The sequence below is a fragment of the Arthrobacter sp. AK01 genome (genome assembly GCF_021109375.1).
Taxonomy (GTDB): domain Bacteria; phylum Actinomycetota; class Actinomycetes; order Actinomycetales; family Micrococcaceae; genus Arthrobacter.
This window is the reverse complement of the sequence record NZ_JAJOHP010000025.1, coordinates 48,077-70,107: the sequence shown is the minus strand read 5'-3', so window position 1 is coordinate 70,107 and position 22,031 is coordinate 48,077. Positions and strand designations below refer to the sequence as shown.

General features: G+C 64.1%; 21 protein-coding genes and 1 riboswitch. Of the genes, 10 read left to right on the top strand and 11 right to left on the bottom strand.

Going from position 1 to position 22,031, the window contains the following annotated elements; translation table 11 throughout:
- On the top strand, nt 1–211 hold a 211-nt coding region (locus LN996_RS10930; protein WP_231340411.1), incomplete at its 5' end, for a hypothetical protein.
- A 137-nt stretch (nt 212–348) separates the two neighbouring features.
- Here LN996_RS10930 and glyA read toward each other — a convergent pair.
- The 5 genes from glyA to LN996_RS10905 all read right to left on the bottom strand — a co-directional run bounded on the left by glyA (nt 349) and on the right by LN996_RS10905 (nt 7,976).
- Nucleotides 349–1,668: a serine hydroxymethyltransferase gene (glyA, locus tag LN996_RS10925; protein ID WP_308102715.1), complete on the bottom strand. Its 1,320-nt coding sequence runs from the start codon at nt 1,666–1,668 to the stop codon at nt 349–351.
- Entirely contained in the window at nt 1,665–2,048 is a 384-nt protein-coding gene (gene gcvH / locus LN996_RS10920) for a glycine cleavage system protein GcvH (protein WP_017197389.1), read from the bottom strand. Before gcvH ends, glyA begins: the two co-directional genes overlap by 4 nt.
- Nucleotides 2,049–2,131: 83 nt before the next feature.
- On the bottom strand, nt 2,132–3,268 hold the full coding sequence (gene gcvT / locus LN996_RS10915) for a glycine cleavage system aminomethyltransferase GcvT (protein ID WP_231340410.1): 1,137 nt from the start codon (nt 3,266–3,268) through the stop codon (nt 2,132–2,134).
- A gap of 11 nt (nt 3,269–3,279) precedes the next feature.
- Nucleotides 3,280–6,138, bottom strand: coding sequence for an aminomethyl-transferring glycine dehydrogenase (gcvP, locus tag LN996_RS10910; protein WP_231340409.1), 2,859 nt, complete (start codon nt 6,136–6,138; stop codon nt 3,280–3,282).
- Nucleotides 6,139–6,287: 149 nt separating this feature from the next.
- Nucleotides 6,288–6,386, bottom strand: a riboswitch (glycine riboswitch).
- A gap of 75 nt (nt 6,387–6,461) precedes the next feature.
- Entirely contained in the window at nt 6,462–7,976 is a 1,515-nt protein-coding gene (locus tag LN996_RS10905; RefSeq protein ID WP_231340408.1) for a PucR family transcriptional regulator, read from the bottom strand.
- Nucleotides 7,977–8,165: 189 nt separating this feature from the next.
- Between LN996_RS10905 and speB the strand changes: the two genes are divergently transcribed.
- The 6 genes from speB to LN996_RS10875 all read left to right on the top strand — a co-directional run bounded on the left by speB (nt 8,166) and on the right by LN996_RS10875 (nt 15,171).
- Nucleotides 8,166–9,170 carry an agmatinase gene (gene speB, locus LN996_RS10900; RefSeq protein ID WP_231340407.1) on the top strand — a complete coding sequence of 335 codons (1,005 nt, stop codon included), beginning with the start codon at nt 8,166–8,168 and terminating at the stop codon, nt 9,168–9,170.
- Complete coding sequence (locus LN996_RS10895) at nt 9,167–10,606, top strand: cytosine permease (protein WP_231340406.1); 1,440 nt, start codon at nt 9,167–9,169, stop codon at nt 10,604–10,606. Before speB ends, LN996_RS10895 begins: the two co-directional genes overlap by 4 nt.
- A 43-nt stretch (nt 10,607–10,649) precedes the next feature.
- Complete coding sequence (locus tag LN996_RS10890) at nt 10,650–12,170, top strand: aldehyde dehydrogenase family protein (RefSeq protein ID WP_231340405.1); 1,521 nt, start codon at nt 10,650–10,652, stop codon at nt 12,168–12,170.
- Nucleotides 12,171–12,199: 29 nt separating this feature from the next.
- Nucleotides 12,200–13,492, top strand: coding sequence for a D-arabinono-1,4-lactone oxidase (locus LN996_RS10885; protein WP_231340404.1), 1,293 nt, complete (start codon nt 12,200–12,202; stop codon nt 13,490–13,492).
- Between the two features lie 161 nt (nt 13,493–13,653).
- A complete protein-coding gene (mscL, locus tag LN996_RS10880) occupies nt 13,654–14,118 on the top strand; it encodes a large conductance mechanosensitive channel protein MscL (RefSeq protein ID WP_231340403.1) in 465 nt (154 codons plus the stop codon).
- Nucleotides 14,119–14,283: 165 nt separating this feature from the next.
- Complete coding sequence (locus LN996_RS10875; RefSeq protein ID WP_231340402.1) at nt 14,284–15,171, top strand: amino acid-binding protein; 888 nt, start codon at nt 14,284–14,286, stop codon at nt 15,169–15,171.
- 48 nt (nt 15,172–15,219) lie between these two features.
- Here the strand turns inward: LN996_RS10875 and LN996_RS10870 are convergent, their stop codons facing one another.
- The 4 genes from LN996_RS10870 to LN996_RS10855 form a co-directional block, all read right to left on the bottom strand.
- Nucleotides 15,220–15,474 (bottom strand): hypothetical protein, encoded by a 255-nt coding sequence (locus LN996_RS10870; RefSeq protein WP_231340401.1) that lies wholly within the window; start codon nt 15,472–15,474, stop codon nt 15,220–15,222.
- Between the two features lie 105 nt (nt 15,475–15,579).
- Nucleotides 15,580–16,953 (bottom strand): NAD(P)(+) transhydrogenase (Re/Si-specific) subunit beta, encoded by a 1,374-nt coding sequence (locus LN996_RS10865; protein ID WP_231340400.1) that lies wholly within the window; start codon nt 16,951–16,953, stop codon nt 15,580–15,582.
- Nucleotides 16,950–17,297, bottom strand: a complete 348-nt coding sequence (locus LN996_RS10860) for an NAD(P) transhydrogenase subunit alpha (RefSeq protein WP_231340399.1) — start codon at nt 17,295–17,297, stop codon at nt 16,950–16,952. The genes LN996_RS10865 and LN996_RS10860 overlap by 4 nt, the downstream gene beginning before the upstream one ends.
- Nucleotides 17,297–18,493 (bottom strand): Re/Si-specific NAD(P)(+) transhydrogenase subunit alpha, encoded by a 1,197-nt coding sequence (locus LN996_RS10855; RefSeq protein WP_231340398.1) that lies wholly within the window; start codon nt 18,491–18,493, stop codon nt 17,297–17,299. The genes LN996_RS10860 and LN996_RS10855 overlap by 1 nt, the downstream gene beginning before the upstream one ends.
- 187 nt (nt 18,494–18,680) lie before the next feature.
- Between LN996_RS10855 and LN996_RS10850 the strand changes: the two genes are divergently transcribed.
- Nucleotides 18,681–19,292: an NADPH-dependent FMN reductase gene (locus LN996_RS10850; protein WP_231340397.1), complete on the top strand. Its 612-nt coding sequence runs from the start codon at nt 18,681–18,683 to the stop codon at nt 19,290–19,292.
- Here LN996_RS10850 and LN996_RS10845 read toward each other — a convergent pair.
- Both LN996_RS10845 and LN996_RS10840 read right to left on the bottom strand, forming a co-directional pair.
- On the bottom strand, nt 19,289–19,993 hold the full coding sequence (locus LN996_RS10845) for an HAD family hydrolase (RefSeq protein WP_231340396.1): 705 nt from the start codon (nt 19,991–19,993) through the stop codon (nt 19,289–19,291). The genes LN996_RS10850 and LN996_RS10845 overlap by 4 nt on opposite strands.
- Nucleotides 19,983–20,297 carry a hypothetical protein gene (locus LN996_RS10840; protein WP_231340395.1) on the bottom strand — a complete coding sequence of 105 codons (315 nt, stop codon included), beginning with the start codon at nt 20,295–20,297 and terminating at the stop codon, nt 19,983–19,985. Before LN996_RS10840 ends, LN996_RS10845 begins: the two co-directional genes overlap by 11 nt.
- An 82-nt stretch (nt 20,298–20,379) precedes the next feature.
- Between LN996_RS10840 and LN996_RS10835 the strand changes: the two genes are divergently transcribed.
- Both LN996_RS10835 and LN996_RS10830 read left to right on the top strand, forming a co-directional pair.
- Complete coding sequence (locus LN996_RS10835) at nt 20,380–21,021, top strand: NADPH-dependent F420 reductase (RefSeq protein WP_231340394.1); 642 nt, start codon at nt 20,380–20,382, stop codon at nt 21,019–21,021.
- Nucleotides 21,022–21,233: 212 nt separating this feature from the next.
- On the top strand, nt 21,234–22,016 hold the full coding sequence (locus tag LN996_RS10830) for a VOC family protein (protein ID WP_231340393.1): 783 nt from the start codon (nt 21,234–21,236) through the stop codon (nt 22,014–22,016).
- The last annotated feature ends 15 nt before the right edge of the window (nt 22,017–22,031 follow it).

Genomic DNA, 22,031 nt, shown 5'->3' with positions numbered 1-22,031 from the left:
CCCCAAACCCCAAACCACCACCCCGGACGCCCACTCCGGCGCCACCTGCTGCCCACTTCGCCGATTCGGGGCTTCGCTGCACAACATGCCGCGCTCTCGGCATGTCCGGCAGCAACTCCCCGAACCGGACAGAACACCAACGCACTCCCAAACCAGCCCAACGCCCGAAGAACACCCCCGGCAGCTGGATCCAGCCATCACAAGCGAATGATGGCTGAGCCAGGAGTCACCTACCGTCGACCGCGGCGTCCGGCAGCATGCGTCCAAGGGAGCTTCGCGTCCGCTCAGCGGGCGCTTTAGCGACCGATCATGCAGAGGTCGTCGCGGTCGACGAGCCAAAACCCCCGATTAGCCGAGGTTCGCGACTCCCGGGTACAGCGGGTGCGCCTTCGCGAGGACATCAACGCGGTGACGCAGCCCGGAAAGGTCCGCATCGGCGTCGGCGATCAACACTTCGGCGATGATGTCCGCAACCTCGTGGAAGGCCGCTTCTCCGAAGCCGCGCGTGGCGAGCGCCGGGGTGCCGATGCGCAGGCCGGAGGTGACCATGGGCGGGCGCGGGTCGAACGGGACGGCGTTGCGGTTGACGGTGATGTCGATCGCGGCGAGGCGGTCCTCGGCCTGCTGGCCGTTGAGTTCGCAGTTGCGCAGGTCAACGAGGACCAGGTGCACATCCGTGCCGCCGGAGACAACGCTGATGCCCTTCGCCGCAACGTCTTCGCGGGTAAGCCGCTCGGCGAGGATCCGGGCGCCGGCCAAGACGCGTTCCTGACGTTCACGGAACTCCTCGGACGCGGCGATCTTGAACGCGACAGCCTTGCCGGCGATCACGTGCTCCAGCGGACCGCCCTGCTGGCCGGGGAACACTGCCGAGTTGATCTTCTTGGCGATGTCGGCGTCGTTGGAGAGGATGATGCCGCCACGGGGACCGGCGAGGGTCTTGTGCGTGGTGGAGGTGGTGACGTGGGCATGCGGGACCGGCGAGGGGTGCAGGCCGGCGGCAACCAAGCCCGCGAAGTGGGCCATATCGACCATGAGGTAGGCGCCCACGGAGTCGGCAATCCGCCGGAACTCAGCGAAGTCCAGCTGCCGAGCATAAGCGGACCAGCCTGCCACGATCAGCGCAGGCTTGTGTTCCTGCGCCAGGCGCTCCACCTCGGCCATGTCCACGGTGTGGGTGTCCTCGCGGACACCGTACGGGACCACGTTGTAGAGCTTGCCGGAGAAGTTGATCCGCATGCCGTGGGTGAGGTGGCCGCCGTGGGCGAGGTTGAGGCCCATGATGGTGTCGCCCGGCTTGATGAGGGCGTGCATCACCGAGGCGTTGGCCTGTGCACCGGAGTGCGGCTGGACGTTCGCGAAGTCTGCGCCAAACAGGTCTTTGATGCGGTCGATGGCGAGCTGCTCGATCACATCCACGTGCTCGCAGCCACCGTAGTAGCGCTTGCCAGGGTAGCCCTCGGCGTACTTGTTGGTCAGGACTGAGCCCTGGGCCTGCATCACGGCAACGGCGGTGTGGTTTTCGGAGGCGATCATTTCCAGGCCGTCGCGCTGGCGACCCAGTTCGTCGTCGATCTTCGCAGCGATCTCAGGATCCAACTCGGACAGCTGGGCATCCAACGACGCCGACACAACCTGCTGGTACTCAGTTACGGACACCGGGTTCACAGTTCTCCACCGTTCGTTGCAGCGTATTCTTCAGCCGACATGAGCGGCCCCTCTTCGGTTGCGGCCACCTTGAACAGCCAGCCGGCACCATAGGGATCGTTGTTGATCAGGGCCGGATCGCTGACGACGGCGTCGTTGATCTCGGTCACCTCACCGGTCACGGGCGAGTACAGGTCAGACACCGACTTGGTGGACTCCACCTCGCCGCAGGTCTCGCCCGCGGTCACGGTCGAACCAACCTCGGGCAGGTCCACGTACACAATGTCGCCCAAGGCGTCAGCGGCCACTGCGGAGATCCCGATCCCCACAGGTCCGTCACCATCGACGGCAACCCACTCATGCTCAGCCGAGTATTTCAATTCAGCAACTACCTTGCTCATTCCACTTCCTTCTTTCTGAGAGTTTTTGTACAGCTGATGCCCTCAACGGGGCGTCATTAGGGCGTTATGTGTACACAAACTCCCTATTTTTGGCGCTTGTAGAACGGGAGCTGAACCACTTCGAAAGGTTCGGCTTTGCCGCGCAAGTCCACTTCCACGATCGTGCCCGGCTCTGAATGCTCGACGTCGACATAGGCCATCGCTACCGGGTAACCGAGCGTCGGGCTCGGCTGGCCGGAGGTGACTTCGCCGATGAGCGAGCCGTCCTTGAGGACCGAATAATGTCCACGGGCGGCTCGGCGGCCGGTGCCTTTGAGGCCTACGAGCTTCTGCCCGATGGTCGACCCGACGCCGGCGGCCTTGATGGCGGTCAGCGCATCGCGGCCAATGAAGTCGCTTTCCTTGGCCAGGGAAACAACCGGGCCAAGGCCTGCCGCGTAAGCGTTGACGTGCTGGGAGAGCTCGTTGCCGTAGAGGGGCATGCCGGCTTCCAGGCGGAGCGAATCACGGGCGGCGAGTCCGGCCGGGATGAGGCCGTGGCCTTCGCCGGCTTCGAGCAACGCCTCCCAGAGACCGGGTGCATCAACGTTCGGGATGTAGATCTCGAAGCCGTCTTCGCCGGTGTAGCCGGTGCGGGAGAGCAACAGCTCCTGCCCGTTGATGGACACCTCGACGGCTGCGTAGTACTTCAGCTCCGTCACCAGTGCGTGCTGCTCCGCGGGGACCAGCTTCAGCAGGATGGCTTCAGCATTCGGGCCCTGCACGGCGATGAGTGACGTCTCGGAAGAAACGTCCTCGACGGCGACGTCGAAACCGGCCGCGCGCTTCAGGAGCGCCGCAGCGACCACCTTGGCGTTGCCCGCATTGGGGACCACAAGATACTTGTCCCCGCCCTCCTCGGGAGAGGGGCGACGGTAGGTAATGAGGTCGTCGATGATTCCGCCGTCGGCATTGCAGATCAGCGAATACTTCGCCTTGCCCACGGCGATCGCCGACAGCTTGCCCACCAGGGCGTAGTCCAGGAAGGCCGCAGCGTCCGGGCCGGTGACCCAGACTTCGCCCATGTGGGAGAGGTCGAACAGGCCGGCGGATTTGCGGACTGCGTGGTGTTCGGCGAGCTCGGACTCGTACTTCAGCGGCATCTGCCAGCCACCGAAGTCCGTGAAGGAAGCGCCGGCCTTTTTGTGCTGCTCATAGAGAGCGGTGTAGTTCTCAGACATGTCGGAAGTCCTTAGTTTTCAAAATCTTCAAGCGGAGGGCAGGAGCAGACCAGGTTGCGGTCACCGGCGGCGCCGTCGATGCGTCCAACAGGCGGGAAGTACTTGTCCTGCTTGAGGTGGTGGACCGGGAACGCGGCCTGCTCACGCGGGTAGTCGCGGTCCCAGCCGGAATTCACGACGGCGGCAGCCGTGTGCGGCGCGTTGCGCAACGGCGACTTCTCAACAGTGAAATCACCGCTGGCCACCTGCTCGATCTCGGCGCGGATGGTGATCATGGCTTCAATGAAGCGGTCGATCTCCGCCAGGTCCTCGGACTCAGTCGGTTCCACCATCAGCGTGCCCGCCACCGGGAAGGCCAGGGTGGGTGCGTGGAAGCCGAAGTCGATCAGGCGCTTGGCAACGTCTTCCGCAGTGACACCCGTGCGGGCGGTCAGCTCGCGGAGGTCCAGGATGCACTCGTGGGCCACGAGTCCGCCCTCGCCCGTGTAGAGGATGGGGAAGTGCTCATCCAGGCGGGAGGCCACATAGTTGGCTGCCAGCAGCGCGGACTTGGTTGCTTCGGTCAATCCTTCGCCGCCCATGAGCTTCACATACGCCCAGGAAATCGGCAGCACACCGGCAGAGCCGTAGCGCGAGGCCGAGATGGCAACGCCAGTGTTGGAAGAGTCAGCGCTGTTCGCATCGCCCGGCATGAAGGGAGCCAAGTGGGCTTTGGCAGCAACCGGACCAACGCCCGGCCCACCGCCACCGTGCGGGATGCAGAAGGTCTTGTGCAGGTTCAGGTGGGACACGTCCCCGCCGAACTTGCCCGGCTGTGCCAAGCCAACCAAGGCATTCAGGTTGGCTCCGTCTACGTACACCTGGCCACCGGCAGCGTGGATCGCATCGCAGACTTCGCGAACGTCGGCGTCGTACACACCGTGCGTGGAGGGGTAGGTGATCATGATGCAGGACAGGACGTCCTTGTTGGCCTCGATCTTGGCGGTCAGGTCCGCGTGGTCGATGGTGCCGTCGGCTGCCGTGGCCACCACAACAACCTTCATGCCCGCCAGCACTGCGGAAGCTGCGTTGGTGCCGTGCGCCGACGCAGGGATCAGGCAGACAGTGCGCTGCTCGTCGCCACGGGACAGGTGGTACCCACGGATGGCCAGCAAGCCCGCCAGCTCGCCCTGGGAACCGGCATTGGGCTGGATGGAGACCTGGTCATAGCCTGTGATTTCCGTGAGGTCCGCTTCGAGGTCGGAGATCAGTTCACGCCAACCAGCTGTCTGGTGGTCCGGTGCGAACGGGTGGATCGAGGCGAACTCCGGCCAGGAGATGGCTTCCATCTCAGCGGTGGCGTTCAGCTTCATGGTGCACGAACCCAACGGGATCATGGTGCGGTCCAGCGCGAGGTCCCGGTCGGACAGCTTGCGGATATAGCGCAACAGCTGCGTCTCGGAACGGTGCGTGTTGAACACCGGGTGCTGCAGGAAATCGCTGCTGCGGACCACCTCGGAAGGCAGTTCGAACCCGGAAGCGTCCCCTACCGGACCGGCTCCAAAGGCGACGGCTACCGCGGAGAGGACCTCCGGCGTCGTGGTTTCATCAATGCTGATGCCAACGGTGTCCGCATCGATGAGCCGCAGGTTGATGCCACGGGCCTCTGCGGCGGCGATGACCTTGTCAGCCTTGCCGGGAACGCGGACGGTAAGGGTGTCGAAGAAGGCCTCGGAGACGAGTTCGCGGCCGGCCTTCTGCAGGGCCGAAGCCAAAACGCGGGCGTGGCCGTGGACGGTTTCGGCGATCGACTTCAGGCCCTCGGGGCCGTGATAAACGGCGTACATCGAAGCCACAATGGCGAGCAAAGCCTGGGCTGTACAGATGTTGGACGTGGCCTTTTCGCGGCGGATGTGCTGCTCGCGGGTCTGGAGTGCCAAACGGTAGGCGGGGACACCGGCATTGTCCTTGGAGACGCCCACGATGCGGCCGGGAAGGGTGCGTTCCATGCCTTCACGGACGGCCATGTACGCGGCGTGCGGGCCGCCGAAGAACAGCGGAACACCGAAGCGCTGCGCGGTTCCGACGGCGATGTCCGCACCTTGCTCGCCCGGGGGCGTGATGAGGGTGAGCGCCAGCAAATCCGCGGCCACGGTAACCAAGGCACCGCGTTCCTTGGCCTCGGCAATCACAGAAGTGTGGTCAAAAACCCGGCCGGAAACGCCCGGCTGCTGCAGGACGATGCCGTTGATGTCGCCGTCGGGAAGTCCGGCTGAGAGGTCGGCAATCTCGACCTCGAAGCCCAGTGCCTCGGCGCGACCCTTCACAATGGCGATGGTCTGCGGGAGGAGGTCTGCGTCCAGGACGGTCTTGCCATCCTTGGCAGTCTTGGACTTGTTGGCGCGGCGCATCAGCAGCACGGCCTCGGCCACGGCGGTGGCTTCATCCAGGAGCGAGGCGTTGGCTACGGGAAGTCCCGTGAGGTCCTGCACCATGGTCTGGAAGTTGAGCAGCGCTTCGAGGCGGCCCTGGGAAATCTCCGGCTGGTACGGCGTGTACGCGGTGTACCAGGCAGGAGCTTCCAGGATGTTGCGGCGGATGACCGGCGGCGTGACGGTGTCGTAGTAGCCCTGGCCGATCATCTGTACTGCGGTCTTGTTCTTGGACGCGAGCTTGCGGAGCTGGGCGAGGACCTGCACCTCGGTGAGGGCGTCGTTTCCGCTCGAAAGCCTCAGTGCAGTTTCCTGCCGGATGGAATCGGGGACGGCGACGTCCACCAGCCCGTCGACAGAGTCGTAGCCGATGGCCTTGAGCATGGTGTCAACGTCGGCTTGGCGACGGGCACCGATATGCCGGTCCGCGAAGGCGGTGGGGGTTGATTGAACAGTCAAGAGGAACTCCATGATTCAGGCGCCCAGTGAGCGCCACGATGATGTGGGGTTCCTCCCCGCTCTGTATTGGACCTGAGAGATTCCGCAGGGATGGTTGCCTGCTTGCACCGTCGGTGAGCCCGGTTACCCGGACTGCTTTCCAGAGTTGCCTAACCGCGGCGGTACATGGGCCTGAGAGATTCCTGGGGAGGATTTGCTCCTACGGCGCCTGACTGGATGTACCGGCAGGACTCTCCCGCCGCAGATCAAAAGCGTTGCGTCACCATAAGTGACACGCTTCACACCATAGCGGGTCATTTCGAAAAAGCGCAAGCAAGGTGACGCTACTGGTGCATCGCCTCGTGGATCTGCAGCGCAAACCAGAGCTGGGCAACAGTGGACGTTTCACCCATGTCCAGCCCCGTCAATTCACCGATTTTCCGTATCCGGTAGATGATGGTTTGCCGGTGCGCGAACAGGGCTGTCGCGGTTTTCTGCCACGAACGCTGCGAGTCCAAATACGTCCTCAGAGTGACAAGGAGATCGCCTTCCTGGCTCTGCTCGTAGTCAAAAATCGGGCCGAGAAGACGCCGGACCAGCGCCGTTCCTTCCTCAAAACCGGTGAGTCCCAGCCACGACGGCCCCTCCGCATAGCGGGACAGCCTGAGCCTGTTGGCCCGGGCTGAACCCAGCGCCCAGAGGGACTCCTGCAACGCGCGCTGGATGTTCGCAACGGCTGCAGGCGCGCTGATTCCGATCAGCGTTTCCAAGCCGGCGCAGTGCACCAGGATGTCGTCAGGCACGTCTGCCGGGACCACCACGTGGAGCCTGTTGTTCCGCTTCAAGGACGCAGACGCAACCCCATGCCGCCACAGTTCGATGTGCACGTTGGCCAGCCTGTCGCCGTCGTCCGCTGCTCGGTCCGCGGCGTCCGCCGCCATCGAGGCGAGCAGGAATCCTTGCGGCGGAACCTCAAATGCGGCGAGCCGACTCTCCATTTCGGCCACTCCCAGGCGTCCGTCCATGGCCTGCAGCAGGAACTCGCCGGCCAGCCGGTGGCGGCCTTCCAGCGACAGCACGATGCGCGAAAGTTGCAGTCCCAGCACGGTTGCGGCGTGGAGAAGTACGACGGCGTCCGGGTGCGGTTCGCTGTTGGGCAGCACCACCAGGAGCGCGTTGGCGTGGGTGGGGATGTCCATGGTCAGCACATGCCTGCCCCGGATGCGGTGCCACTGGAAGTTCTTCCCTGCCGGCGACACGTGCCCGGACGACGGAGCCCAGGCATCGGCGAGGAACTCCGGAAGCGCCCTCCCCTCCGGGTGCCAAGGATGGAGGCAGCGGCGGTCCACCACGAACAGCTCCGCGTCGAGCTCGGTCGCCAGCCGCTGGACCAGGCTCTGCCAGTGGTCTTCCGAGGCGCCCACGGTGCGCAGCAGATCGTAGACGCGCGCCGTCTGCCGGAGCCGGCGGGATTCTTCGAGCAGGGAGGACTCGGCAACCGACCGGGCGATGGCTATGAACGGCAGCGGGTACGGAATGTTGAGCAGGGGCAACGGCAGCCGGTCGCAGGCGGCCAGGAATTCGGCGGTCAGCGGTGGTGCATGCATCTTCTCGCCGATCGCCAAGGCACTGGCGCCGCTGTCCATGAGGGCCTCGGCGAGCGCCACCTGCCCGTCCGCATCGGCAGGAATGGACAGGCCGTTGGTCATCATGAGTTCGCCGCCCGTGACCCACTCCCACAGCCTGGGCAGGTCCGAGGTGTGGGCCCAGGTGATGCGGTTGTCCGCGCCGGCCGATCCGGCCAGGAGCGTGAGTCCCAACTGCGGTTCGGCGACGAGTTCGGCGACGGTGATTGCCATCTCTTACGCTCCGGTTCTCTGCTGTGGCGGCGCGTTTTCCCGCCTCTTCCAGGGGCGGTTAGACATTCGTCTAAACGCCTCGACTATTTGTAGTCAATGTAGCGCTATCCGGAGTGATCCGCGTCACCAAGAATGGAATTACTACTTCCCGCTCAACGGCGAGCACCCCTCAACCCCAAGGATCGGTCAATGACAACGCACAAGCCCATCGGCCCTGTCGACGCCACCAAAGTCCCCCGGTTTGCTGGCCTCGGCACCTTCGCCCGCCTCCCCCAAATCGACCGCGTTCCCGACTACGACATTGCGATCGTGGGCGTCCCGTTCGACGGCGGAACCTCCTTCCGGCCCGGCGCCCGTTTCGGCCCTGCCGCAGTCCGCGAGGCCTCGCGCCTCCTGCGCCCCGGGTACCACCCGGAGCTCGACGTTGAACCGGTGTACGAAGCCCAAGTGGTGGATGCCGGCGACATCGCCTGCACCCCCTACGACATCACCCGGGCGGTCCGGGAGATCGAAGAGCAGGCATTGCCTTTGATGAGCGAGGACAAGCGGCTCATCTCGATCGGTGGCGACCACACCATCGCCCTTCCCATGCTGCGGGCCCTGAACAAGGTCCACGGCCCGGTAGCGCTGCTGCACTTCGACGCCCACCTGGACACCTGGGATACGTACTTCGACCAGCCGATCACGCACGGCACCATCTTCCGTCGGGCTTTCGAAGAAGGCCTGCTGGTGGAGGACAAGTCGATGCACGTGGGTATCCGCGGCCCGGTCTATGACCGCAACGACTTCCTCCGCGACCACGAATTCGGCTTCCAGATCATCCGCTGCTCGGACCTGGACGTTATTGGCGTCCCGGCAGCAATCCAGCGTGTGAAGGACAGGCTCGGCGATACCCCCGTTTACGTTTCCATCGACATTGACGTGCTGGACCCGGCCTTCGCCCCCGGCACGGGCACCCCGGAGATGGGCGGGCTTCACTCCCGCGAGCTCCTGGCTTTGCTCCGCGGGCTGAACGGCATCAACATCGTGGGTGCCGACGTCGTGGAAGTCGCCCCGGCGTACGACCATGCGGACATCACCACCGTCGCCGCGGCCACCCTTGTCTTCGACCTCCTGGGGCTCATGGTGAACCGCAGCAAGGCAGACACCGCCGTTGTTCGTGAACTCGCTTCAGCATCCCGGACCGCGTCATGAGCACCGCGCCAACAACTGAGGTCCCGCGGCTCGAGGACAAGACCATCCAGCCGATCCCGGCCAACGAGCGCCATGGCAAAGCCCGCGACCTCTTCACCATCTGGTTCGGCTCCAACATCATGATCATGACCATCGTGACCGGCGGACTCGCCACCACGGTGTTCGGCCTGGGCTTCGTCCCGGCGATCGTGGGCATCATCATCGGCAACGTTGTGGGTGGCATCTTCATGGCGCTGCACTCGGCCCAAGGCCCTCAGCTGGGTGTGGCCCAGATGATCCAGACCCGTGGCCAGTTCGGCTCCTTCGGGGCTCTGTTGATCGTGGTCATCGTGGTGGTCATGTACGTCGGCTTCTTCGCGGCGAACCTCGTGTTCGGCGGCGAAGCAATGGCAGCTGTGAGCCCAGGCATCAGTGTTGACGCGGGCATCATCATCATCGGCGTCGTCAGCGTCATCGCCACGATTTTCGGCTACCGGCTCATCCACGCCTATGCACGTGTCCTCAGCGTTGCCGCTGGGCTGGCACTGTTGCTGGCCTTCGGCTGGATCCTGGTGGTCCACGGATTGCCCGGCAACTTCCTGGAGACGGGCAACTTCAACTGGGTCGGCTTCATGGGGACCATCTCCGTCTCCGCCCTGTGGCAGCTGGCCTACGCCCCTTACGTCTCGGACTACTCCCGCTACATGCCGCAAGGCACGGGCTCGGCTCCGGCGTTCTGGGCCTCCTACTCAGGCTGTGTCCTGGGAACCCTGTTCCCCATGATTCTCGGCGCTTTGGTGGGAACGCTCGCCGTCTCCATGAGCACCGGCGACGTCGAAATCGTCGGAAGCCTGGGCGCCCTGCTCCAACCATGGACACTGATCATCGTGGGCATCTTCTGCCTGGGCGTAGCGGCCTCGAACGCCATGAACCTGTACTGTGGCGTCCTCTGCACCCTCACCATCGGGCAAACCTTCAAGCCTTCCTGGTTGCCACGGGCCAAGACGCGCAGCATTGCCGCGATCATCCTCTTCGTCGTCGCCGTCTCCATCGCCCTGTTTGCCCGCGACAACTTCATCCTCTTCTACACCAACTTCCTCTCCTTCCTCATGTACGTCCTGGTTCCCTGGACGGCCATCAACCTGGTGGACTACTACCTCCTGCGGCACGGCGACTACCGGGTTGAAGACTTCTTCAAGCGCGACGGCGGCGTGTACGGGCGGTTCAATTGGGTCGCCATCGGCTCCTACGTAGCAGGCGCCCTCATCCAGGTCCCCTTCTCGGCCACCGCCATCTACACCGGCCCGCTGGCCGCGGCGATGGGCGGCGTGGATATCTCATGGATCGTCGGCCTCGTCGTCGTCGCTCCCCTCTATTACTTCGCGGCCCGGCTGTTCGGCAAGAAGACAGAAGCCGCCCCCTTTCCCGCCACTGCACTCACCCCGGACCTGATCTGATCAGCCCTCATCCGACCACCCCCTGATCTGAAAGCGAATCATCATGACCACCCAGACCGAACAGTTCACCGTCCGACGCGCCACCACCGGTTCTTCACAGATCGACAGCGTCCCTGCCCTGCCGTTGCCCCTGCCTCCGGCGGGCCACTTCATCAACGGTTCCTTCGTCCCCGGCTCTTCGGGCCAGTCCATCGACGTCGTGGATCCCACCACCGAGGCTGTCATCGCTTCAGTGCTGGCCGGCACGGCCGATGATGTCGACGTCGCTGTTGCCGCCGCCGTCGTGGCCCAAAAGACCTGGGGTGCCACCACCCCGAAGGAACGCGCGGATGTCCTGAACCTCATCGCGAACATCATCGAGGAGAACCGCGCGGCTTTCGAGGTCATCGAGTCAGCCAACACCGGCAAACCGCAGGCCGTGTCCGAGGACGATGTCTCCAGCACCATCGACACCTTCCGGTTCATGGCCGGGGCCTCACGCACCCTGACCTCCATGGCCGGCGGCGACTACGCCACGGACCACACCTCCGTGATCCTCCGTGAACCCGTGGGCGTAGTGGGCGTCATCACCCCGTGGAACTACCCGCTGCTGATGGCCGCATGGAAGATCGCGCCCATCCTCGCAGCCGGTAACAGCATCGTCATCAAGCCTTCCGAGCAGACTCCGCTGTCCACGTTGAAGCTGGTGGAAATGCTGGCCGGACGCATTCCGGATGGCATCCTCAACGTCGTCACCGGACGCGGCCGGACTGTGGGGCAGAGGCTGTCCGAGCACCCGGACATTGCCTTGGTCGCACTGACCGGCAGCGTCGTCAGCGGCCAGGCAGTGGCCGAAACCGCCGCGAAGTCCGTCAAGCGCGTGCACCTGGAACTCGGCGGCAAGGCTCCTGTTGTCGTCTTCCCCGACGCCGACCTCCGCGCAGCCGCTGCCGGTGTACGCAATGCCGGCTTCTGGAACGCCGGCCAGGATTGCGGCGCTGCCTGCCGCGTCCTGGTTCACGAGTCCGTGGCCGAAGAGTTCACGGAACACCTGGTACGCGAAGTCAGCACCTTGGTGGTCGGAGCCCCCGATGCAGGCGACGACGTCGAAATCGGCCCCATGATCTCCCTCCCGCACTACGAACGGGTCAAGGAATCGCTGGCTGAGGCCCGCGAGGCTGGCCTCAACGTGGCTCTTGGCGGTTCGGCGCTGGAAGGTCCCGGCTACTTTATCGAGCCCACGGTCATCAGCAACGTGCCGGCCGGTGCACACATCGCCACGCACGAGATCTTCGGCCCCGTCGTCACGGTGGAAACCTTCAGCACCACCGAGGAAGCCGTGACCCGGGCCAATGAGAGCCCCTACGGCCTGTCAGCCTCGGTGTGGACGCGCGATTCAAGCCTTTCCCTCCGCATACCCAAGCAGTTGGACTTCGGCACGGTGTGGGTCAATGCGCACCTTGTCCTGGCGTGCGAGGTACCGTGGGGCGGATTCAAGGGTTCCGGCTACGGCCGCGACCTCTCGCTCTACGCCCTGGATGACTACTCGCGCACCAAGCACGTCATGATCAACCACGGCGCGTGAGCGTTCAGACAAGCAACGGAGCTTCAACCATGACAACTCATGTTTCCCGGGCATCGGGCGTACCGGCCGCAGCCACTCCCACAGCCCCCTTCGCCACAGACGCCACCTGGACCAACTGGGGCGGGAACCAAAGCGCGACCCCCGCCTTTACCGTTCGGCCCAGGAATGAACAAGAAGCGCTCGACGCCGTCCGATTCGCCATCCGCGAAGGCTTGCCTGTGCGGGCGGTCGGCTCAGGGCACTCCTCCTCACCGTTGGTCCAGACCGGCGGCGTGCTGATGGACATGTCCGGGCTCTCAGCCATTACGGGCACTGACCAGCCCGGACGCCGGGCCCGTGCGCTTGCCGGCACCACCATCAACGCTTTCGGGGATGCCCTGTGGGAGAAGGGACTGGCGCTCAGCAACCAGGGCGACATCGACAAGCAGCAGATCGCCGGCGCCTTGGCCACCAGCACCCACGGATCCGGTAAGGATTTGGGCAGCTTCTCCTCCAAACTGCGCTGGGTGAAGCTGATCAACGGCTACGGCGAAATCGTGGAGATCGGCGAGGGCCAGCTCCGCGAACTCCGTGCCGCACAGACAGCGCTGGGAACGTTGGGGATCTTCCTGGAAGTCGAGTTGGCCGTTGAAGACAGCTATTACCTGCAGGAACAGATCACCTACCCAACGTGGGCGGAAACCGCGGCCACGTGGCAGGCCGACATCGACGACAACCGCCACTACTCGTTCCTCTGGTGCCCTGAGGACGACTCTTGTGAGCTGCTGGACCTCCCCGGCTCGCCGGACCACAGCATGGGTGGCCGCAGCTACACCAAGCGGTACAACGTCGCATCCGTCCACGACGAAAGCCAGCTCTCCACCGTTGAGGGTGCCCGACTGGACCGTTCCTACCGGATCTACCCCGGCGGCTTCACCACACAGTTCCACGAACTGGAGTACTTCGTCCGCAGCGAGGACGGTTTGGTGGCCGTCGAGGCCATCCAGGACCTGATCCGCAGCAAGTATCCCGAGCAGAAGTACCCCGTTGAGGTCCGCTGGGTGAAGTCCGACGACGCCTACATGTCCCAATTCCAAGGCCGCGACAGCACCGTCATCACGCTGACCACCGAGCCCGGGACCGACTACTGGCAGTTCTTCCGCGACGCCGACGCCGTGCTCCAGGAATTCGAGCCGCGCGCCCACTGGGGAAAGATCCACTTCATGACCCGGAGCCGGCTGGAACGCCTCTACCCGGAGCTGGACACCTTCATCCAGGTCCGGCGCGAATTCGATCCCCGCGGGATGTTCCTCAACGACCACACGCGGGCCCTGCTCGCCTGACGGTCCGCCGACCTGATTGCCTGGGCGGGGGGGGGGGGCCCCCCCCCCCCCGGGCCCCCTCCCGCCAACCCTCGCTCACCCGCTTACACCCGCTTGAAACCCGGGAGTGGTAGTTTGATCTCTGCTGAGGCAGACACCCGCACCCAATCGGAGGACCATCCATGTTCAAGGGTTTCAAGGACTTCATACTTCGCGGCAACGTGATCGAGCTGGCCATTGCCGTCGTCATCGGCAGTGCCTTCACCGCCCTCGTGGCGGCTTTCACCAACCACATCATCAACCCCGTCATTGCAGCGGCCGGCGGCATGAACGCAGAGGGACTGGGCTTCCGCATCTGGCCGGACAACCCCGCCACCTTCATCGACTTTGGCGCGGTGTTGACCGCTTTGGTGACCTTTGTCATCACTGCAGCCGTGGTTTACTTCATCTTCGTGGCGCCAATGAACAAGATTAACTCCCTGGTCAAAGAGCGCCTCTCCACCGAGGAACCGGAAGAAGAGCCGCTCCCGGCAGACACCGCCCTTCTGGCCGAAATCCGCGACCTCCTGAAGGAAGCTGCCGGCCACCGCGACGCAGACAACATCTCGGAGCTTGACTCCGACCTCGATTCCGACCGCACCCGCTAGGACGGACAGCTCATCGAGAGCACTCCCACTTAAGTTGCGTGGCCTGAGCCCGGCGTTCTCTCCGTGAGAACGCCGGGCTCTTGCGTGGCGGGCGTTCACCGGGCCGTTCCCGGAACGTGACGCACAGGCAATCGGTACGAAACAGGGTCAGGGCAGCATGAAAACATGAAGCCCAACGCGAGCACTCCCGTCACCGCGGACCTCCTCTGTGATGTCTGCGGCCAGTTGCCCGAACCGCCCAAGGCCCGACTCACCCTGGCCAACATTGCGGTCATGCTTCCCATCGAGCTGCTGGTCCACGCAGCAGTCGTGGAAACCCATCTGCCCTACGTAGCGAAGGTCCTGCTCTTGGCGGTCACCGCCACCGTTCTGGTCATCTGGGTGGCCGAACCCTCAGCAGCGAAAGTACTCAGGCGATGGTTGCACGCTCCGGCCCTCCGCCAACGACGCACGTTGAATCTGGCACCGTCCTTGTGGCGTGCCCGGACGGTGCTGCTCGACCAGCCCGGGTCCCTGCAGAAAATCACCCAATCCCTCGCCAAGCTGGATAGCAACATCCTCAGCCTGCACGTCCATCCGATGATGGCAACGGGGGCCGCTGTCGCCGCTCCAAGCGAGACCGTCATGGACGAGTTCGTCCTCTCGGCCCCGGGCAATGTCACCGAACAGGAACTGCTGAAAGCACTGCTCGACGGCGGCGGGCGCGAGTCCCACGTTTGGCCCACCACAGCTCTGGCCATGGCTGACGGCCAAACCAAGGCCCTGAGCCTCGCCACCCGCATCGCCGGTAACCCCAAGGAACTCCCCCACGCGGTCGCCGAGCTCCTTTCCGCCAAAATCGTCCCCGTTGATCCCGAGCACCCGGCACCCCACACGAGTTCCGCCGTCGGGCTGTCCGCTGACATCCTCAAGATCCCGACGGCCTGGCACGGGCCCTTGGTGTTCTCGCGCCCGGGTGAGCCTTTCACGCCGGCAGAATCGGCGCGTGCGCACAGGCTGGCTGAATTGGCAGAGGTCTTGGCATACGGTCCGACGGTTTCCGCGGGTTCTTAGGACGGCGGGCGGACGGCCGGGAAGGTCCTGGCCGGTGCGCGATGCAGCTTAGTTGATCAGCTGGATTCGAAGGCGCGCTCCACGTTCCTTGGTCACCATCCGCCGTCCAATCGCTCCCTTTTGGGTGAGCCACAGCACGCTGCCGTCAGGAGTTACGGTCTCCACCGTGCCTTGGTCCACGATGTCGTCACCGCGCCAAATTTGAACAGTTTGGCCAACCAGCAACCTCCAATTGGTGACGCTCTTACCCTGCGCCGGGACGAAGCGCGACCCAAACAACGACTCTTTCTTACGGTCTTGCACTCGACGACTCCTAGCCTGCTGTACATGGTTCTGTACAAGACCTGTGCCCCCACCAATCCGTACGTGACGCGGTTAAGGGGCCCAAAAAGGAGAAACACGGTTTCCCTAGAGTCCCTTCACTGCACCCAGGACCTTGGTCAGCGAATCCTTCGCGTCGCCGAACAGCAGGGTGGTTTGAGGCTCATAGAGGAGTTCATTTTCAATCCCGGCAAACCCGGGGCGCATGGAGCGTTTGAGGAACACCACCTGGCGGGCATCGGCAACCTCCAGGATGGGCATTCCGTAGATCGGCGAGCCCGAGGTGGTCTTCGCTGCGGGGTTGACGACGTCGTTGGCGCCCACCACCAAGGCAACGTCGGCCGTCTTAAACTCGGAGTTGATGTCGCCCATTTCCTTAAGCGACTCATAGGGAACGTTGGCTTCGGCCAGGAGCACGTTCATATGCCCCGGCATCCTTCCAGCCACGGGATGGATGGCGAAATCCACCTCAATACCGCGTGCTTCCAGGGCCAAGGCAAGTTCGGCAGCTGTGTGCTGCCCTTGCGCTACTGCCAGACCGTACCCCGGCACAATGATGACCCGCTGCGCATAGCCGAGCAGGACTGCCACGTCCTCGGCGCTGGAGGACCGCACCGGCCGCTCACTCAGAGCGGTCGATCCCGCCGTTGATCCGCCCTTGAACGCCCCGAACATGATGCCTGCGACGCTGCGCCCCATCGCAGCCGCCATGGCCCGGGTAAGGATGGTGCCGGAGGCCCCCACCAAGGTGCCTGCAACCACAAGCAGGACATTGCCCAGCACCAGCCCCGAGGCTGCCACAGCCAGACCAGTGAAGGCGTTCAGGAGCGAAATGACTATGGGTACATCGGCGCCACCCACAGGGAGCACCAACAGGATTCCGGTAACAAGCCCCAAAACCAACAGGACCAGCGCCAGCACCAAGGATCCGTTGAGGATCACCACGACGCCGGCCCCCACGGCTGCCAGCAACACGACGGCCATCAGGACCGGCAGTCCCGGGAATGTGACCGGGCGTGTGGTCATGAGCCCTTGGAGCTTGGCGAAGGTGACGCCGGAACCCGCGAAGGAGACCGCCCCCACCAACAGCGTGAAGACGATTGCCACCCGAACCCAGGGCTCTTCCGTATGCGAGAGTTCCAGCAATGCCACGAGCGCCGCAGCGCCGCCGCCCACACCGTTGAAGAGCGCCACGAGCTGGGGCATCTGGGTCATCTGTACCCTGCGGGCCACGGGGGCAGCCACACCGGAGCCCACCACGATGGCACCAAGAATCCAGGGAATATTGTCCAGTTTCACGGATACGAATACCGTCACCACTGCCAACAGGGCGCCAAATGCTCCGATCAGGTTGCCGCGCCGGGCGGTCCGTGGTGAGTTCAGGCCCTTCAGCGCGAGGATGAAGCACGCCGCCGCCGCAAGGTACAGAAGTGCCGTCCACGTGGGATTGAGCAGCGTCATGGGCGTCGCTCCTTAACTGCGGCCCCCGCGGCTCCAGAATCCGTCGGAGCAACTTTCGACGGCGGCCGTTGCCTTCCGCGGAACATTTCGAGCATCCGATCGGTCACCACAAAACCGCCGACGAGGTTGGCCGTAGCCAGGACAACCGCGAGGAGCGCGACCGCCAGCACCAACGGGTCTGCAGCCTGTCCAGCAACGATGATGGCCCCCACCAGGATGATGCCGTGGATGGCGTTGGCGCCGGACATGAGGGGTGTATGCAGTGTGCTGGAAACCTTGGAAACAACCTCGAAGCCCACAAAAACGGCCAGCACAGTGATCGTCAGCAAACTCATGCCATCCATCAGCGCACTCCTTCAGGTCCGGGATGAGTACTTCCAGAGGGTGCCGTTTCGCCGGCGGGCGCGGTGAGTGCCTCCGATGTGGGCGCATGCCGGACCCCGCCATCGTGGGTGAGGCAGGCGCCGGCCACTACTTCGTCGGCAAAGTCCGGGGCAACCACGCCATCCTTGGTCATGAGCGCCAGCAGGTTGGCCACGTTTTTGGCGTAAAGGCGTGAGGCGTCCGCGGGCATCGCTGACGCGGCATCCTTGATGCCTACCAGTGTCACCACTCCCTGACCGTCAGCGGTGGGTATGTGGATGTCCTGCCCGGGAATGCTTCCCTCAACATTGCCGCCGGATTCGGCCGCCAGGTCCACTACCACGGAGCCTGGCCGCATGCCCTGCACCATCTCGCGGCTCACCAGCAGCGGCGCCCTCCGGCCGGGGACGGCGGCCGTTGTGATCAACACGTCTGCCTGGGCAACGTGAGGCGCCAGGAGTGCGCGTTGCAAGGCACCGCGGTCCGCGCTCAATTCACGTGCGTACCCACCGGATGCCTCAGCGGTTTCGAGGTCAAGCTTGATGAACGTTCCGCCCATGGACGCTACTTCGTCAGCCGAAGCCGGGCGGATGTCGTTGGCGGAAACCCGGGCGCCGAGCCGCTTGGCTGTTCCGATCGCCTGGAGACCGGCCACACCGGCGCCCAACACCAACACGCGGGCCGGTGGGATGGTCCCCGCCGCCGTCATGTACAGCGGGAAGAACCGGGGCAGCCGCATGGCTGCTTCAAGGACGCACCGATACCCCGCCACCAAGGCCTGGGATGTCAACGCATCCATGGATTGTGCACGCGAAATACGGGGAACCAGCTCAAGGGCGAAGGATGTGATCCCACCGGCGGCGAGCGCCCTCACGGTAGGCAACTCCGAGGACGGCGACCCCAAGCCGACGGTGACAGAGCCCCGGCGAAGAGCTCCCGCCGTCGACGGTTCCATGGGGCGCACGTGGCAGTAGACATCCAGTGTCCCGAGGTCCAGGGATTGGACCACGGAGGCGCCGGCCTGCCGGTAATCGTCGTCGCTATGACCGGAGGCTGATCCGGCCCCGGACTCGATCTGAACTTCCAGGCCCAACCCGGCCAATTGCTTGACCGTTTCAGGCGTGGCGGCCACACGTCGCTCGCCGTCGAGCGCCTCGCGCGCTATGCCTGCTTTCACCCGCCACCCCTCTTCCCGAACCCTCCAGAACCCAGTTGGCATGAGTCTATGACCGCGAGGGTCCGGGCGGGAGTAGGGGGCTGCGCTATGTGCACAACTCCACTAGGGTCGGTGGGAGCTGGGGGCAACCAGCCACCACACCGTCGACGGGCCGGTTCCGGCCGTGCCGTCGGAAAGGAACGCCACTATGGACACCTTCAAAATCGGTTACTTCGTGGGAAGCCTTGCAAGCAATTCCATCAACAGGGTCCTCTCCAAGGCGCTGATCAGCGTCGCGCCTCCGGAGCTTGAGTTCCATGAGATCGCCATCAAGGACCTTCCTTTGTACAGTTCGGATTACGACGCCGATTTCCCCCCGGCCGGCAGGGAATTGAAGGACTCCATTGCGGCATCGGATGGGGTCCTGTTCGTCTCCCCCGAATACAACCGCTCCATCCCGGGTGCGCTCAAGAACGCCATCGACTGGGGTTCGCGCCCGTGGGGCACCAATTCGTTCGCCAGGAAGCCCACCGGAATCATTGGCGCATCACCGGGCGGTATCGGAACCGCGGTGATGCAGTCGTCCATGCGGAGCGTATTGAGCTTCCTGGACGCGCCGCAGTTGAACGCGCCTGAGGCTTACATCCGCTTCGTCGCTGATGCGTACGACGACGACGGTTCGGTCAAGGACGAGGGAACCGCCGGCCTGTTGCGGCACTACATGGAGGAATACAGCGCCTTCGTGCAACGCGTCCTTGCCGCCAACGCCCCGGGCCACATCGGCGACCAGGAACCGGACTCCGCCAAGCTCACCCGCTAGGCGCTGGCTGTCCCCGCCGCCAACCGGCCGATGATACTGGTTTCCAGGTGCTCCAGCAGGTGCCGCGCGTTGTCGTAGACCTCCGCGGCACCTGCCTCGCGCAGCTCCGCCTCGCTGATCCCGCCGCAGGTCAGGGCAATCACGGGCATGCCGATGGCCGCGCCCGCCTTTACATCCCAGACTGCGTCACCAACAAAAACGGCATCCTCGGGGCTGACGCCGAGCTTCTCCAGGCACGCGACCAGGATGTCCGGCACCGGCTTGCTCTCCTCGGCATCGTCGGAGCTGGTCCAGGCCTCAATGGAGGATCCGGCGTCGAGGATGTGGCGGCTCACTTCGAGGTCGCGCTTTTGCGCTGACGATGCCAGGCCCACAGCCAGGCCTGCCTCGGAGCATGCCGAGAGGAGGTCCCGAACCGATTCGAAGGGACGCAGCGTGGGCCAGAATGTTGAGAAGACAGCCCCGTGGGCCGATTTCAGCTCCTCCTGCATGTCCCGCGGGCAATCAGGCACAAGGCTTTGAATGAGCTTGTCGCCTCCCATGCCTACGCGCCGGTGGATGGCGGACATTTCCACGTCCAGCCCTTCCCGTCGGAACGCCTGCCACCACGCCATAGTGTGGAAATAGCTGGAATCAATCAGTGTCCCGTCCACATCAAAGAGCACGCCGCGTTTCTTTGTTGACGTCGCATCAGCTGCCACAGTTGACCACCTTCGCTTGCGCCTGTGCGCCCTGCGCTGCGAGCGCTGAGTCGATCACGGGCTCTTCCAGCATCAGGACAGCGTATCGCTCTGCGTCAGCGGTACGAACGAGGCCAGTTCCGGCTACTTCCCTGATGGCAGCTACTCCCTGAGCAGCCTCATCCACTGACGAAAACCGCTTGGAGAGGCCCATCAACACGTCCTCGCCGTCCACCATCAGAATCCGAAAATCCCCATCAGGCGTTTCAACCAGTTCCAAATGCCCGGCCATCCCTACCTCCTCGTCTTCGATGCCAACCAGCATAGTAAGACTACTTAGTATAAGTCTTTCAGAAATATTGCGTAACGCGGGAAATAGGCGTCTGCAACTTGTTGTTGGCACCCACATGACAACAATTGGAATCATCGGTGCAGGACACATTGGCAGCCAAGTCGCCCGCAAAGCGGTGGAACTTGGCTATGACGTCGTCATCAGCAACTCGCGGGGGCCCGAAACGCTGAGCGAACTGGTCGCGGAACTTGGGCCGCGGGCCCGGGCCGCAACGCCGGCCGAGGCAGCAGCGGCGGGCGATTTCGCCGTCGTGACCGTGCCTCTCAAGAACTATCAAGGCATTCCCACGGAGCCGCTCGAGGGCAAGATCGTCATCGACACCAACAACTATTACTGGGAGCGTGACGGCCGCATTCCCGAGCTGGATAACGGCGAAGCCACCACCTCCGGCCTGCTCCAAAAGCACCTCCCCACGTCCAAGGTGGCAAAGGGCTTCAACCACATCTTCGCCAAGGAGATCACCACCGACGGCACCCCGTCCGGCACGCCCAACCGACGCGCGCTGGCCACCTCCAGCGACTTCCCGGAAGCCGCCCAACTCGTCACCAATCTCTACGACGAGTTCGGCTTCGACACCGTCAACATCGGCCCTCTGGAAGACAGCTGGCGCGTCGAACGGGACCGCCCCGCCTACGTCATCCGGCAGAACGCGGATGAACTCCGCGGGAACCTCGCCAAGGCCACGCGCACGGTCTGATCCCCAGCGCACGACGGCGGGCAAGCACCTTGCGCTTGCCCGCCACCCTATTCTTGGGCTGCTGCCAGCTGCCTGCCACGGAATAGCGGCGAAAACGGTGTCACGAAACGGGTCCAGGGCGCACTTTATGGGTGGCTGCTTCCTCAGATGCTTGGCGCATCGGGCATCTGGGGAAGCAGCTTCGCCCCAAGAGCCCCAATCCGAGGAGTCCCATGTCCACCAAAATCTCCAGCTGGCCCGCAGCAACTCCCATGTGGGTGGACCTGGGTGTTGACCACCTTGCCGAAGCTAAGGCCTTCTACGCAGAACTGTTCGGGTGGGAATTCGTGTCCGGCGGCAAGGAGGCCGGGGACTACACCCTGGCGTACGTGAGGGGCCGGGCCGTGGCCGGAATAGGTCCCAAACAGGAAGCGGGTATGCCCACCGCCTGGACCACGTACCTGGCCTCGGACGATGTTGACCTCACGGCCAAGAAGATCAGCGCAGCCGGCGGGCAGCTTCTCGCTCCTCCCTTTGATGTGATGGAATCAGGCCGCATGGCGTTGGCCCTGGACAGCGTCGGCTCGGTTTTTGGCGTCTGGCAGGCCGGAGCCCACATCGGGGCTGAACGCGTCAACGAGCACGGCGCCCTCTGCTGGAACGAACTCCACACGCGTGAGTACTCCACGGCCCGTTCCTTCTACTCGGAGGTCTTCGACGTCAGCTACCAGGACGTCACCGAGGAAGGCCTTGTCTACTCCACTGTGCGCAGGCCGCTGGATGGGCGGGAAGTCGGCGGAATGCACCACGACACCGCTCTTCCCGATGACGCGCCCAATCACTGGATGACCTGGTTCGCCAGCGACTACGTCGAAGGTACGGCCACCAGGGCAGTAGAGCTTGGCGCCACCCTGTTGGGCCCAGTGGAGGAAAGTGCCATGGGCCGGATGGTGGTCGTGCGGGCGCCCCAGGGTGAGGTATTCGGCGTCATCGACGCGCCACGCATCAGCGAGTAGGGCTGCGGGCGATGA